The sequence below is a fragment of the Kitasatospora paranensis genome (genome assembly GCF_039544005.1).
Taxonomy (GTDB): domain Bacteria; phylum Actinomycetota; class Actinomycetes; order Streptomycetales; family Streptomycetaceae; genus Kitasatospora; species Kitasatospora paranensis.
Window position 1 is genome coordinate 3,080,280 of the sequence record NZ_BAABKV010000001.1, and the last position, 13,580, is coordinate 3,093,859.

Below are 13,580 nucleotides of genomic sequence, written 5' to 3' on the forward strand. Positions count from 1 at the left end.
CGCACCCTACCGGCGCGAGTGCCCGCTCACGGCGTCCGGCCCCGGACGTGGCGGTGGGGTCCGCCGGCCGGGGCCGGGGCGTGCCGGGTGCGACGGCAGGTCAGCCGAGGTAGTGCTTGGCCACGGCGGCGGCGATCGCGGAGACGTCGAGTCGGCCGGTGCCCGCGTTGGTGCCGTCGTTCGAGCCGACCGTGTTGTCGCCGCCCGCGTTGAAGATGTCGCTGCCGGCGACCTGGTTCTGGTCGCCGATGACGATCGTCCGGGTCTGGCCGGCGGCCTGGGCGGTCGCGATGCCGGGAAGGCAGGCGGCGCCGGCGAGGGCGAGCAGAACAGCGGTGCGCGTGAGGCCTCGGTACATGTGGATCCCTTCCGCGACGGGGTTGTCGTGTCTGCGACGCTAGGTCGCCACCACCCCGCCGCACCGGCGTTGGGCCGGTCGGGGGCGTGTCGAACGAGTGAGCGCAGCTCGAACGCGGGTGGCCCGCCCGCCCCGCCCGGAGACAGCCGGCGCCGGAGGGCGGGATCGGCTGCCGGCCGGTCAGGCCCCGCCCTGCCGGGACGCGATCACGGACCGTCCGACAGCCGGCTGCGGAGACCAGGGCCGCGGGGAAGGGCGCAGGAGCAGGGTCCGGGCACGGCCGAGGCCCGGACCGCAGGGAGCGGTCCGGGCCTTCGGGCTGTGGCGGTGCGTCAGACGCGGACACCGTGGGCGGCGAGGTAGGCCACCGGGTCGATGTCGGAGCCGTACGCCGGGCCGGTGCGGACCTCGAAGTGCAGGTGCGGGCCGGTCACGTTGCCGGTGGCACCGGAGAGGCCGATGACCTGGCCGGCGGAGACGGTCTGGCCGACCGAGACCTTCAGGGCCGAGAAGTGGGCGTACTGCGAGTACTTGCCGTCGGCGTGCTTGATGACGACGTTGTTGCCGTAGGCGCCACCCCAGCCGGCCTCGACGACGGTGCCGCCGGCGATGGCGTGCACGGCAGTGCCGGTGGAGACGACGAAGTCGACGCCGGTGTGGTAGCCGCTGGACCAGTTGGAGCCGGCCTTGTGGTACGGGGTGCCGAGCGGCGCGGAGACCGGGGCGACGTAGCCGGAGGCGGCGACGGCGGGCTTGGCGGCCTCGGCCGGCTTCGCGGCCGGGGTGGTGGCGGCGGCCTTCGGGGTGGAGGTCTGCGGCGCGGCGGCCTTCGGCGCGGCCGGCTTCGGCGCGGCGGGCTTCTGGGCCGGGGCCGGGGCGGCGGCCGGGGCCTGCGCGGCGGCGGCCTGGCCCGCGAGGGAGAGCTGCTGGCCGGGGAAGATCAGGTTCGGGTTGCCGCCGATGACCTGGCGGTTGTCCTGGTAGAGCTTGTGCCAACCGCCGTCCACGTGCTGGGCGTTGGCGATCTTCGACAGGGTGTCGCCGCCGACGACCTTGTAAGTCGAGTCGGCGGACTTGGCGGGGGCCTGCGCGGCGGCCGGGGCCGCGGCGGCCGGAGCGGCAGCGGCGGGGGCGGCGGCCTTGGCGGCGGGAGCGGAGTGGGCGCTGGCGGCGGTGGCCGGGATGGCGATGGCAGCAGCAGCAACACCGGTGGCGACAGCGAGACGGGTCAGACGGGTGCCCAGAACGGACATGGGGGTGATCCTCTCCTACGCCTACGAGGTGAGCTGTCGGGTTCGGGCGGGAAGATCGCCCGGTCGCGAAAAGACGCGACTTCACCCCAAGCCGTCCCGGAACTACCGGGCGCGGCACTTACCTTGGGTCCCCCGCTCCTGCCGTGCACAGATTGTGCGTGGCCCCGGACGGCGGCAGGACTCGGCGTTCCGCCCGGTGGCCCGCCCGGTCGATTGGCCGGGCAGGCTCCGAGGAAAACCGATCGAGCACGTTCGAAGCAAGCCCCGGCCCTTGGAGGGCCCTCGGCGATCACCCCCGGCGTGACTCTCCGCCCGCTCCCGGTGGACGGAGAGCGTCCGCCGCAATGACCGCATGTGTCCGGATCATGGCGTTTCGCCGATTTCGTACACCCGGCGTGCGCGGTCGGTCGCGGGCGGGCACGGATCATGCACACGCCGGTGACACTGGTCACCCCGGGTTCCGCGGAGGGGTTTTCGGGGAACCGCGGACCGCCCCGCGGCGTCGGCCCCGGATGACCGGCGGAGCGGCCGCGCGCCCGGTGCCCGGCCCGTCCGAGCCGGCCGATAGCCTCACTGCCGTCCGACTGTTCGACCGTTTTCGAGCCGGCCCCCGGGGTCGGACGTGGAGTGAGGAGCACCGGGGTGCGCCCGCAGGACAGGCTGGACGTGATCCAGCGCAGTGTGGTCCGTGAGATGGCGCGCTACGGCCTGCGCTTCACCGTCGAGGGCAGCGTGGTCCGCGGACCGGGGCGGACCGCGGTCGCGGTGCGCGAACACCCCGGCGAGGGCGGCCAGGGCGGCGCCGGGCACGTCGACCTCGGCTACGTCCTCGAACTGGGCCGGGCGGACGGCCCCGTGGTCTGGGACTGCACGGCGGGGCTCGGCCGCACCGAGGAGGAGCAGCTGGACAGCGCCGTACGGATGTGGGCGACCACGACGGCGGCGGCCGTGGTGGAGTTCCAGGAGGGGCGCGGGGAGCACGGCGACCACTACGGGACGGAACTGCTGCCCGGCTGGCAGGCCGTACAGGGCCCGGCGGCGGTGTTCGGCTTCGGCAGCGAGCGGCTGGCCGACTGGCTGGCGGACCACCAGGTGCTGCCCCAGCTGGCGGCGGCGCTGGCCCCGGAGCTGGCCGGGCCGCTGCCGGCCGGGGTGACCGGGGTGAAGCTCTTCTTCGGCGGGCGGCTGGGCGAGGACGTGGCGGAGGTCCGGATCGGCGGCGAGGTCGCGGAACGTGCTTCGGCCGCCCTGCGCGCGCTCGCCTGGCCGCGCGGCGAGCGGCTGTGCTGGGCCCGGCTGTTCGTCCTGCTGGTGCCCGAGGGCATGCCGGGACCTGCGCAGGCCGACCCCCGCGCGACTGCGGCGCCCTCCGCCGGACCTGCCGGGCGGTGGTCGGCGGAGCCGGGACGCGGCGGGCTGCTCGGCCGCTGGCGCCGGGCGCGCGCGGAGCGCCGCCCGTCCTGACCCGGCGCGCCGGACACGTCCGACCCGGCCCGGGCCTGGTGGCGGCCCGGACGGCCGGTGGCACGTCCGACCGCCGGTCGGTCAGCGGCCGGCGGTCAGCTGGCGACCGACGAGATGGTCTTCGCCAGCTGGTTGAGGAAGTCCTGGATCGGCTTGGCCGCCGTGGACTGGCTGACCATGAAGCCGAAGAGCGCCGCGATGATCGCATGGCTCATCTTCAGCTGCTTGTTGCGGATGAAGATGACGACGATGACGCCGAACAGGAACAGCGCGGAGACGGAGAAGGCCACCCGGATTCACTTCCTCAAGCTCTGGCGGGAGTTCGCGGCGGAACCCCGTGTCGAAGCCGGCCTGCGGCCTGCGCCGACCGTCCCTGAAAACTCACCGGTCGGTCCCGCCGTCATGGTGATGCCCCGCCGCGCCGTACCGCATGCCGCCTGCCGCACGCGCTGCCCCCCATCCCCCGGCCATGACCGATCCACCCGGACTCAGTGTGGTCGTTCGTGCCGACTGCGTAAAGGACTTGCCGGGAGCATGGCGCGAAGATCCTGCCATCTGAGACGAATTCCCGCCGACCGAGACGATAGCCGAGGCCGCCTGACGGTGCGTCGGCGGGGCCCGGCCCACGGTCTTCGGAGCGGCCCTGCGGCGCCCGGCGGGCCGGTGATCGACTCGTGTGGGACGCCCGAGGATTGGCCGAAGATCAGTGCACGGGACTTGACAGCGGGGTCCGCGCCGTCACCGGCGCCAGACCAGCAGGACGGCCCGGTCGTCGTTGACGTCCTTGGCGACCCGCTCGATCAGCCGTCCCGCCGAGCCGCGGAAGCCGCCCGCCACCAGCCGGTCGGCCTCCCCCATCAGCCGGTCCATGCCCTCGGTGAGGTCCCGCCCGGGCACCTCGACCATGCCGTCGGTGCAGAGCATCAGCACGTCGCCGCGGTCCAGCGTGCCGCGCACGCCCTCGAACTTGGCGCCGTCGTAGATGCCGAGCAGCGGGCCCTCGGCGGACTCCCGCAACTCCCAGCGGCCGCTGCCGCCGAGCCGCTGCATGCCCGGCAGGTGCCCGGCGGAGAGGAGTTCGTACTGGCCGGTGTCGAGGTCGAGCACCAGGTGGACGGCGGTGGCGAAGCCCTCGTCCCAGTCCTGGCGCAGCAGGTAGCCGTTGGCGGCGGGCAGGAAGTCGTGGGCCGGCAGCGAGCCGAGCAGGCCGCCGAACGCGCCGGAGAGCAGCAGCGCGCGGGAGCCGGCGTCCATGCCCTTGCCGGAGACGTCCGCCAGCACCACCTCCAGCGTGCGGCGGGCGCTGCCGGTGCGGGCGGCGACCACGAAGTCGCCGGAGAAGGACTGTCCGCCGGCCGGGCGCAGCGCCATGTCGGCGTACCAGCCCTCGGGCAGCTGCGGCACCTGGCTCTGGACGCGCAGCCGCTCGCGCAGGTCGAAGAGCATGGTGCCGCCGCCGCGCCAGGGCACGCCGACCCGGCTGCGGAACTGGGCCACCAGCAGGCCGGCGATGCCGACAGCGCCGACCACCAGGGCCGCGCCGGGGGTGACTCCGTAGACGTAGGCCGCGGGGTTGTCGCTGGCGACCCGCTCGCCGGTGTGGATCACGGACTCGGTGGAGAGGCCGACGGCGGCGGCGGCGTACAGCAGGACGAGGGTGGCCGGGCGGAGCAGCAGGGAGCCGGCAAGGACGGGCAGCACCAGGGCGGTGGGCGGGATCCAGGCGGGGATCCAGACGTTGAGCGCGACCAGGACCGGGACGGCCACGAGCATCAGCGCGAAGGCGAACCAGTCCGGGGCGGCGCCGCGGAAGTAGTCGACGCCGGTGCGGCGGAGCCGTCGTCTGAGCCGGCGGATGCGGCCGCGCAGCCGGGCGCCGACGGTCTCCCCGGCCGCGCTCGCGGTGGGGCCCGTCGCAGTCGTGTGGGGCGTTCTGCCCGGCGTGCGGCCAGCCATGGGGTCCGACCCTATCCACCGGTACGGGTCGGCGTCGACGGCCCGGGGTGGCGGGCGACGGTTCGCCGGGTGGCCGTGGCGGGTTTCGGCCTGTCGGCCGACCGGCGGGCGGGGGCCCTGCGCGGGGCGTGCGGGGCCGACCGTGCGCCGGGGCGGCGGGCGACCGTGGCCGGGGCGCCGCGGGAGGGTCGGGTGGCCGCCGTACGGGCCTGACGGCCCGTACGGCGGGGTGTCGACGGTGGGTCAGCCCTGCGGGTGGTGGGCCGGGACGGGCGGCAGTTCGCCGGTGGTCTCGTACTCGCTGAGCATCTCGATCCGGCGGGTGTGCCGGGCCTCGCCGCTGTAGGGGGTGTTGAGGAAGATCTCGACGAACTTGGTGGCCTCGTCGACGCTGTGCATCCGGCCGCCGACGGAGATCACGTTGGCGTTGTTGTGCTCGCGGCCGAGGGCGGCGGTCTGCTCGCTCCAGGCGAGTGCGGCGCGGACGCCCTTGACCTTGTTGGCGGCGATCGCCTCGCCGTTGCCGGAGCCGCCGATCACGACGCCCAGTGCCTCCGGGTCGGCCGCGGTGCGCTCGGCGGCGCGCAGGCAGAACGGCGGGTAGTCGTCCTCGGCGTCGTAGATGTGCGGGCCGCAGTCGACCGGCTCATGGCCGGCGCCCTTCAGCCACTCGACGAGGTGGTTCTTCAGTTCGTAGCCGGCATGGTCCGAGCCCAGGTACACGCGCATGCCATGAGTGTGGCACGCGCGTGCACCCGGGCCGCGGCAGGGGGCCCGGGGCGCGTCGGGACGCGGCCGGCCGGCCGGCCGGAGGGCGGGGTGCGGCCGGTCAGCGGGTGCCGCCGAGCAGCTTCCACGCGAGCGGGAGGGCGCCCATGGCGAGCAGCGCCTTCAGGGCGTCGCCCAGGAGGTAGGGGTAGAGGCCGAGCTGGGCGGCCCGGGAGAGCGGGAGGTGCAGGGCGGCGGCCAGGTAGGGGACGCCGACGGCGTAGATCGCCAGGGTGCCGAGGACCATGGCGACGGCGGTGCGCACCGGGCTGCGGTCCGCGCCGCGCCGGGCGAGGGCGCCGGTGAGGCCGGCCGCGAGGACGAAGCCCAGCACGTAGCCGAGGGTGGGCATCGTCCAGCCGGAGGTGGCCTCGGCGAACCAGGGCAGTCCGGCCATGCCGGCGAGCAGGTACAGGGCGAGCGAGGCGACGCCGCGGCGGGCGCCGAGGGCGGTGCCGACGAGCAGGGCGGCGAAGGTCTGGCCGGTGACCGGGACGGGGGAGCCGGGGACGGGCACCGACAGCTGGGCGGCCAGTCCGGTGAGCGCGGCGCCGCCTGCCACCAGGGCGAGTTCGCGGGCCTGGGCGCCGAGCCGGGTGGTGGCGCGGGGCAGCAGGTCGGCGAGGACGGGGGTGCCGGTGATCGGCGTGGCGGTGGCCATCGGGGAGGGCTCCTGTTCGGCTCGGCGGACATGACGGGTCGTGGTGAACACTCGTGAACCTACGCCGACGGCCCGTCCGGGCGGACGCGGTCCCCGACAAACCGTCAGGGGGTGCCGTTGTCGGGTCCGGCCTGCCCGGCACCCGCCGCGAGCTGGGCGGATGTGACCGACCGGGCACGGTGCGTGAGCGATGCGTCCGGATCGCGAGCTTCCGGCGGACAGCCTTGGCGTGTCCATCACCCATACCGAATAGTGAACAGCTCGCTCCGAAATCCGACGAACATGGACGACGCCTGATGACGACCCCCTCTCCCACGCCCACCCGCGCGCGGCCGGCCCAGCCGGCCGCCGAGGGCCGGCTGACCCCGGGCCTCAAGCCGCGCCACCTGTCCATGATCGCGCTCGGCGGCGTCATCGGGGCGGGCCTGTTCGTCGGCTCCGGCGCCGGGATCGCCGCCGCCGGGCCGGCCATCATGCTCGCCTTCGCCGCCTCCGGCCTGCTGGTCATGCTGGTCATGCGGATGCTCGGCGAGATGTCGGCGGCCCGCCCGGCCAGCGGCTCGTTCTCGGTGCACGCCGAACGGGAGATCGGGCCGTGGGCCGGGGTCACCGTCGGCTGGATGTTCTGGACACTGCTGTGCGTCGGCGTCGCCGCCGAGGCGATCGGCGCCTCGCACGTGATGCAGGGCTGGTTCCCCGGTGTCCCGCTCTGGGTCTGGGTCGCCGTCTTCATGGCCTTCTTCTGCGGCAGCAACCTGGCCGCGGTGAAGAACTTCGGCGAGTTCGAGTTCTGGTTCGCCGCGGTGAAGGTCGCCGCGATCGCCGCCTTCCTGGTGATCGGCGTGCTGGCCGTCGCGGGCCTGCTGCCCGGCAGCCACTCCCCCGGCACCGCCAACCTGACCGGCCACGGCGGCTTCCTGCCGCACGGCACGACCGGCCTGGTCACCGGCCTGCTCGCCTCGGTGTTCGCGTACGGCGGCCTGGAGACCGTGACCATCGCCGCCGCCGAGTCGCCCGACCCGCGACGCGGCGTCGCCCGCGCGGTGCGCACCGCGATGTGGCGGATCGCCCTCTTCTACGTCGGCTCGATGGCCGTGATCGTCACCCTGGTGCCGTGGAACTCGCCCTCGCTGGTCACCCCCGGCCCCTACGTCGCGGTGCTGGACGGGCTGGGGATCCCGGCGGCCGGGCGGGTGATGAGCGTGGTGGTGCTGATCGCGCTGCTGTCGGCGATGAACGCCAACATCTACGGCTCGTCCCGGATGGCGTACTCGCTGGTGCAGCGCGGACTCGGCCCGAAGGCACTGGCCCGCACCTCGGGCGGGGTGCCGCGGCGGGCCGTGCTGGCCTCCTCCGCGTTCGGCTTCCTCGCGGTGCTGCTGAGCTACTGGTGGCCCGCGACGGTCTTCACCTGGCTGCTCAACATGGTCGGCGCGGCCGTCCTGGTGGTGTGGGCGTTCATCGCGGTGGCCCAGCTGCGGATGCGGCGAAGGCTGGAGCGGGAGGAGCCGGAGCAGCTCACCGTGCGGATGTGGGCCTTCCCGTACCTGACCTGGGTGGCGCTCGCCGGGATCCTCGGCGTGCTGGCGCTGATGCTGCTCGACGAGAGCAACCGGGTGCAGCTGTACTTCACGGCCGGGCTGGCCGTCGCCCTGGCGGTCGCCGGCCGGTTCGGCACCCGGCGGGCCGTCCGGGGCTGACCCCGGCACGGGGCCGCGCATGCGGGCGGGGGCGACGGATGATCCGTCGCCCCCGCCTCTTTCTGCTGTCCGGCTACTCGAAGGACGGCCCGGCGGTGCGGGTCCGCTTGATCTCGTAGAAGCCGGGGGTGGAGGCGACCAGGACGGTGCCGTCCCAGAGCCGGGCCGCGGCCTCGCCGCGCGGGGTCGGGGTGACCACCGGGCCGAAGAAGGCGACGCGGTCGCCGTCCGCGCCGTCCACCGCGATCACCGGGGTGCCGACGTCCTCGCCGACCAGCGAGATGCCCTCGCGGTGGGAGGCCCGCAGGGCGTCGTCGTACGCGTCGCTGTCGGCCGCGTCGGCGAGCTCGGCCGGCAGGTTCGCCGCGACCAGGGCCGCCTCGATGGTCTCCCGGCTGTTCGGCAGGCCCTGGTTGTGGAAGCGGGTGCCGAGCTCGGTGTACAGCGGGCCGAGCACCTTGTCGCCGTGCGCCTGGGCGGCGGCGATCAGGACGCGGACCGGGCCCCAGCCCGCCGCGAGCAGTTCCTTGTAGCGGTCGGGCAGGTCGTCGCGGTTCTCGTTGAGCACCGAGAGGCTCATCACGTGCCACTTGGTGTCCACCGGACGCAGCTGCTCGACCTCCAGCATCCAGCGGGAGGTCATCCAGGCCCAGGGGCAGATCGGGTCGAACCAGAAGTCGGCGATCTTGCGGGAGTCGGCAGTCGTCACGGAGCGTCGCCCTTCGGACGGAGGTGTGGTCGGGTGTGTCCCGGGCTGACAACAGCGGCGACGTGCCGTTGATTCCACCGTGCCCGCACCGAGTCCGGCGCCGGCACCGTGAAAGGATGCGCACGGCCGAATCCACCGGTTCGGCCTGCGTCGACCTCACTGCGTGCGACCGGACAAAGGAGTACCGCCGTGCCGGGCAAGAACCTGAGCCGCGAAGAAGCCCGACAGCGGGCACGGAGCATCGACCTGGACCGGTACCGCGTCCATCTCGACCTCACCTCGGCGCCGGACCCGGCAGCCACCACGTTCCGCTCCACGACGACGATCGAGTTCCGCTCCTCGGCGCTCGGCAGCGCCACCTTCGTGGACCTGCTCGCCCCGGCCGTGCGCGCGGTACGCCTCAACGGCCGCGACCTGGACCCGGCCGAGGTCTTCGACGGCGCCCGGATCGCGCTCGACGGCCTGGCCGGCACCAACGAGCTGGTGGTCGAGGCCGACTGCGCGTACAGCCGCACCGGCGAGGGCATGCACCGCTTCGTCGACCCCGCCGACGGCGAGACCTACCTCTACACGCACTTCGAGCCCGCGGACGCCCGCCGGGTCTTCGCCACCTTCGAACAGCCCGACCTGAAGGCCCCGTTCACCTTCACGGTGACCGCGCCCGCGGCCTGGGACGTGTACGCCAACGCGGTGCACGAGGAGATCACCGAGGACGGCGCCGCCCGCACCTGGCGCTTCGCCCCGACGAAGCCGATCTCCACCTACCTGACCGCCGTCGTCGCCGGCCCCTACCACGTGGCCCGCGACCACTACGGCCGCGACCTGCCCGACGGCACCCGGCTGGAGATCCCGCTCGCCGCCACCTGCCGCCGCTCGCTCGCCCCGCACTTCGACGCGGACGACATCTTCACCGTCACCAAGCAGGGCCTGGACTTCTTCCACGACGAGTTCGACTACCCGTACCCGTTCGGCAAGTACGACCAGTGCTTCGTGCCGGAGTACAACATCGGCGCGATGGAGAACCCGGGCTGCGTCACCTTCCGCGAGGAGTTCGTCTTCCGGTCGAAGGTGACCGACGCGGCCTACGAGGGCCGGGCCAACGTGGTGCTGCACGAGATGGCGCACATGTGGTTCGGCGACCTGGTCACCCCGAAGTGGTGGGACGACCTGTGGCTGAAGGAGTCCTTCGCCGACTTCATGGGCTCCATCTCCCAGGTCGAGGCGACCCGCTGGACGGGCGCCTGGACGACCTTCGCCAACCGCCGCAAGGCCTGGGCGTACCGGCAGGACCAGTTCCCCACCACGCACCCGATCACCGCGGACATCCGGGACCTGGAGGACGCCAAGCTCAACTTCGACGGCATCACCTACGCCAAGGGCGCCTCGGTGCTCAAGCAGCTGGTGGCGTACGTCGGCCGGGATGCCTTCTTCGCCGGCGCCCGCCAGTACTTCAAGCGGCACGCCTACGGCAACACGGTGCTCACCGACCTGCTGGACGCGCTGGAGCAGACCAGCGGCCGCGACCTCAAGACGTGGTCCGCGGCCTGGCTGCAGACCTCCGGCGTCAACGCGCTCACCCCGCAGCTGACCGCCGACGCGGACGGCCGGATCACCGAGTTCGCGGTGCTCCAGGACGGCACCACGCTGCGCCCGCACCGGATCGCGGTCGGCCTCTACGACCGGGACGCCGCCGGCGACCTCGTCCGCACCGAGCTGGTCGAACTCGACGTGACCGGCGCCCGCACCGTCGTCCCCGCCCTCGCCGGACGGCCGCGGCCCGCCCTGGTGCTGGTCAACGACGCCGACCTGACGTACTGCAAGATCAGGTTCGACGAGGTGTCGCTGGAGACGCTCCGCGGCGGACTGGGCCTGATCCGCGACGACCTCGCCCGGGCACTGGCCTGGTCCGCGGTCTGGAACCTCACCCGGGACGGCCTGATGCCGACCCGGGACTACCTCGACCTGGTGCTGCGCTTCGCCGGCCGGGAGTCCGACATCGGCGTGCTCCAGTCGCTGCACCAGCAGGCCAAGGGCGCGCTCGACCTGTACGCGGACCCGGCCTGGCGCGCCGAGGGCGGCCGGCTGCTCGCCGAGGGCGCCGTCCGCGAGCTGCGGGCCGCCGCCCCCGGCAGCGACCAGCAGCTGGCCTGGGCCCGGTTCACCGCCCTGGTCGCGGACGCCCCCGAGCAGCTGCAGCTCGTCCGCGGCCTGCTGGAGGGCACCGCCCGGATCGACGGCCTGGACGTCGACCAGGAGCTGCGCTGGGCCCTGTGGCTGCCGCTGGCCGCCTCGGGCGACGCCGGCGCCGAGGAGCTGGAGGGCGAGCTGCAGCGGGACAACACCGCCAGCGGCCGCCGCCAGCTCGTCCAGTGCCTGGCCGCCCGGCCCACCCCGGAGGCCAAGGCCGCCGCCTGGGCCGCCGTGGTCGACTCCGACGAACTGCCGAACGCGCTGGTCGAGGCCCAGATCGCGGGCTTCGCCCAGGCCGGCCGACGGGACCTGACGGCCGGGTACACCGACCGCTACTTCGCCGTGCTGGAGTCGGTCTGGGAGCAGCGCACGATCGAGATCGCGATGCGGATCGTCGGCGGCTTCTTCCCGAAGTTCCAGACCGAGCAGGCCACCCTGGACCGGGCCGACGCCTGGCTGGACGGACACCCCGACGCGGCCCCGGCACTGCGCCGGCTCGTCCTGGAGTGCCGCGACGACCTCGCCCGGGCGCTGCGCGCGCAGGCCTGCGACCGCGGCTGACCCGGCACGCGCGAAGGCCGCCCCACCGGATCCGGTGGGGCGGCCTTCGCCGTTGCGCGCAGGGCCTACTTGAGGGTGGCCGAGGTGAGGCCGGACTGCACCTGGCGCTGGAAGGACAGGTACACCACCAGCACCGGCAGCATGGCGATCGTCATACCGGCGAACAGGGCCGGGGCGTCGCTCTTGTAGCCGGACTGCAGGGCGAGGTTGACCAGGCCCTGGGCGAGCATCGAGTGGTCGGACTCGCCGGCCGTGGTCGGCTGCATCAGGGTCACCGGGAGGATGTACTGGTTCCACTGGCCGAGCACGTTGAAGATGCCCACGCTGATCAGGCCGGGCTTGGCCATCGGCACCATGATCTGGAAGAACGCGCGGGTGTGCGAGCAGCCGTCCAGCATCGCCGCCTCGTGGATCGCGGTCGGCAGCGTCCGGAAGAACGAGTGCAGGAAGAACACGGTGAACGGCAGCGAGTACGCCACGTACACCAGGATCAGGCCGAGGTAGCTGTTCAGGCCGAGGTACGGGGAGATCTCACCGAGGTTGCGGACCATGAAGAACAGCGGCACCAGGGCCAGGTAGACCGGGAACATCGCGCCGGCCACGAACAGGAAGTAGATCAGCCGGTTGCCCTTGAACTCGTAGCGGGCGAGCACATAGGCCGCCATCGCGCCGAGCAGCATGGTCAGGGTCAGCGAACCGGCCAGCACGATCAGCGTGTTGGCGAAGAAGCCGCCGATGCCCTTGGACCAGGCCCGGGTGAAGGCGTCGAAGTGGAAGTGGCTGGGCCAGCTCCACGCCGAGCCGTTGATCTGGGAGTCGGTCTTGAACGCGCCGAGCACGACCCAGGCCAGCGGGAAGAGGATCATGACGGCCCACACGGCGAGGAAGCCGTGTGAGAAGACGTTCAGGGCGCCGCCGCCCTCGGAGGAGCGCGCCGGCTTCCCCGCCGGGCGGGCGCCGCGCTGGACGGGGACGGCCGTGGTGTCGTCGATGCTGGTACTCATAGCCATGGCCCCGCTCAGTACTCGATCCGCTCGCGCCGGGTGACCCGCAGCGAGACGACGGACAGGATGAGGGTGAAGAAGAAGATCACGACACCCATCGCGCAGGCGTAGCCGGCCTCGCCGAAGGCGAGGAAGTTGCGCATCAGATACGTGGACATCAGTTCGCTGTGGTGGTCGGGGCCGCCGCCGTAGGTACGGCCGGGCGTCATGCTGGCCACCAGGGCGAAGGCGTCCATCGCGACGATCGCGAGGTAGACCCACGCGGTCTGCACGGTCTCCCAGAGCAGCGGCAGGGTGATCCGGAAGAAGGTCTGGCCGCGCTTGGCGCCGTCCAGCAGCGCCGCCTCGTAGATGTCCTTCGGGATCGACTGCATGGCTGCCGAGAACAGCACCAGGTAGAAGCCGACGCCGCTCCAGACCAGCACTCCGAGGATGCACCAGAGCACGAGGTTCGGGTCGGAGAGCCAGGCCACCGGGTTCTGGGCGTCCACCAGGCCGAGCTTGATCAGCACGCCGTTGAACAGGCCGCTGGCGTCGGTGCGGTAGACCGCCTGCCAGAGCACGGCGAGGATCGCGATCGACAGCACCTGTGGGAAGAAGAAGACGACCTTGTAGAAGGCCGCGCCTCGGACGCCCTGGACGCCGCCGGTGCCGCTGCGGCCGCCGACGTTCAGCATGAAGGCGAAGAACAGCGCGATCAGGATCGTCACGACCGGCAGCACCGCGAGCAGCAGGATGTTGTGCCCGAGTGCGCCGAGGAAGACCTCGTCACCGAAGAGTTTGGTGTAGTTGTCCAGGCCGACGAAGTTCATCTCCTGGCTCTGCCCCGACCAGTCGGTCAGGGAGTACCCGAAGGTCTGTGCGTAGGGCCAGAGGACCAGGCCCACGTACAGCACGATCGGGAGAAAGAGAAACCCCACGATGAAGGGGTACTTGCCGTGACGCATGGTCACTTC

At 73.0% G+C, this 13,580-nt stretch carries 12 protein-coding genes and 1 riboswitch; of the genes, 3 read left to right on the plus strand and 9 right to left on the minus strand.

What is annotated here, in order from left to right:
• Positions 1–100 precede the first annotated feature (100 nt).
• Positions 101–358, minus strand: a complete 258-nt coding sequence (locus tag ABEB13_RS15065; protein WP_100890176.1) for a hypothetical protein — start codon at positions 356–358, stop codon at positions 101–103.
• Between the two features lie 332 nt (positions 359–690).
• A complete protein-coding gene (locus ABEB13_RS15070; protein WP_345705932.1) occupies positions 691–1,611 on the minus strand; it encodes a M23 family metallopeptidase in 921 nt (306 codons plus the stop codon).
• A gap of 5 nt (positions 1,612–1,616) precedes the next feature.
• Positions 1,617–1,780, minus strand: a riboswitch (cyclic di-AMP (ydaO/yuaA leader).
• 473 nt (positions 1,781–2,253) lie between these two features.
• On the opposite strand from ABEB13_RS15070, the gene ABEB13_RS15075 reads away from it, so the two are divergent.
• Positions 2,254–3,075 (plus strand): DUF6348 family protein, encoded by an 822-nt coding sequence (locus tag ABEB13_RS15075; protein ID WP_345705933.1) that lies wholly within the window; start codon positions 2,254–2,256, stop codon positions 3,073–3,075.
• A gap of 95 nt (positions 3,076–3,170) precedes the next feature.
• On the opposite strand, the gene ABEB13_RS15080 is transcribed toward ABEB13_RS15075, so the two are convergent.
• The 4 genes from ABEB13_RS15080 to ABEB13_RS15095 form a co-directional block, all read right to left on the minus strand.
• Positions 3,171–3,365: a hypothetical protein gene (locus ABEB13_RS15080; protein ID WP_345705934.1), complete on the minus strand. Its 195-nt coding sequence runs from the start codon at positions 3,363–3,365 to the stop codon at positions 3,171–3,173.
• Positions 3,366–3,813: 448 nt separating this feature from the next.
• Positions 3,814–5,031 (minus strand): SpoIIE family protein phosphatase, encoded by a 1,218-nt coding sequence (locus tag ABEB13_RS15085; protein WP_345705935.1) that lies wholly within the window; start codon positions 5,029–5,031, stop codon positions 3,814–3,816.
• A gap of 243 nt (positions 5,032–5,274) precedes the next feature.
• Positions 5,275–5,760, minus strand: coding sequence for a ribose-5-phosphate isomerase (locus tag ABEB13_RS15090; RefSeq protein WP_345705936.1), 486 nt, complete (start codon positions 5,758–5,760; stop codon positions 5,275–5,277).
• Between the two features lie 100 nt (positions 5,761–5,860).
• A complete protein-coding gene (locus tag ABEB13_RS15095; protein ID WP_345705937.1) occupies positions 5,861–6,460 on the minus strand; it encodes a biotin transporter BioY in 600 nt (199 codons plus the stop codon).
• 296 nt (positions 6,461–6,756) lie between these two features.
• On the opposite strand from ABEB13_RS15095, the gene ABEB13_RS15100 reads away from it, so the two are divergent.
• The gene (locus tag ABEB13_RS15100; protein WP_380231223.1) at positions 6,757–8,160 is read left to right on the plus strand and encodes an amino acid permease; all 1,404 of its coding nucleotides are present in this window, start codon (positions 6,757–6,759) and stop codon (positions 8,158–8,160) included.
• A gap of 73 nt (positions 8,161–8,233) precedes the next feature.
• Here the strand turns inward: ABEB13_RS15100 and ABEB13_RS15105 are convergent, their stop codons facing one another.
• On the minus strand, positions 8,234–8,869 hold the full coding sequence (locus ABEB13_RS15105) for a mycothiol-dependent nitroreductase Rv2466c family protein (protein WP_100890168.1): 636 nt from the start codon (positions 8,867–8,869) through the stop codon (positions 8,234–8,236).
• Between the two features lie 189 nt (positions 8,870–9,058).
• On the opposite strand from ABEB13_RS15105, the gene pepN reads away from it, so the two are divergent.
• On the plus strand, positions 9,059–11,620 hold the full coding sequence (pepN, locus tag ABEB13_RS15110) for an aminopeptidase N (RefSeq protein WP_345705938.1): 2,562 nt from the start codon (positions 9,059–9,061) through the stop codon (positions 11,618–11,620).
• A 65-nt stretch (positions 11,621–11,685) separates the two neighbouring features.
• On the opposite strand, the gene ABEB13_RS15115 is transcribed toward pepN, so the two are convergent.
• Both ABEB13_RS15115 and ABEB13_RS15120 read right to left on the minus strand, forming a co-directional pair.
• Positions 11,686–12,624 (minus strand): carbohydrate ABC transporter permease, encoded by a 939-nt coding sequence (locus ABEB13_RS15115; protein WP_100890166.1) that lies wholly within the window; start codon positions 12,622–12,624, stop codon positions 11,686–11,688.
• A gap of 14 nt (positions 12,625–12,638) precedes the next feature.
• Positions 12,639–13,571 carry a carbohydrate ABC transporter permease gene (locus ABEB13_RS15120; RefSeq protein WP_100890165.1) on the minus strand — a complete coding sequence of 311 codons (933 nt, stop codon included), beginning with the start codon at positions 13,569–13,571 and terminating at the stop codon, positions 12,639–12,641.
• Between the last annotated feature and the right edge of the window lie 9 nt (positions 13,572–13,580).

What these genes read in the sequence shown, in the direction of transcription:
- ABEB13_RS15115 (WP_100890166.1), bottom strand. Translation starts at nt 12,624, where the DNA reads ATGAGTACCAGCATCGACGACACCACGGCCGTCCCCGTCCAGCGCGGC.
- ABEB13_RS15070 (WP_345705932.1), bottom strand. Translation starts at nt 1,611, where the DNA reads ATGTCCGTTCTGGGCACCCGTCTGACCCGTCTCGCTGTCGCCACCGGT.
- ABEB13_RS15095 (WP_345705937.1), bottom strand. Translation starts at nt 6,460, where the DNA reads ATGGCCACCGCCACGCCGATCACCGGCACCCCCGTCCTCGCCGACCTG.
- ABEB13_RS15090 (WP_345705936.1), bottom strand. Translation starts at nt 5,760, where the DNA reads ATGCGCGTGTACCTGGGCTCGGACCATGCCGGCTACGAACTGAAGAAC.
- ABEB13_RS15085 (WP_345705935.1), bottom strand. Translation starts at nt 5,031, where the DNA reads ATGGCTGGCCGCACGCCGGGCAGAACGCCCCACACGACTGCGACGGGC.
- ABEB13_RS15065 (WP_100890176.1), bottom strand. Translation starts at nt 358, where the DNA reads ATGTACCGAGGCCTCACGCGCACCGCTGTTCTGCTCGCCCTCGCCGGC.
- ABEB13_RS15120 (WP_100890165.1), bottom strand. Translation starts at nt 13,571, where the DNA reads ATGCGTCACGGCAAGTACCCCTTCATCGTGGGGTTTCTCTTTCTCCCG.
- ABEB13_RS15100 (WP_380231223.1), top strand. Translation starts at nt 6,757, where the DNA reads ATGACGACCCCCTCTCCCACGCCCACCCGCGCGCGGCCGGCCCAGCCG.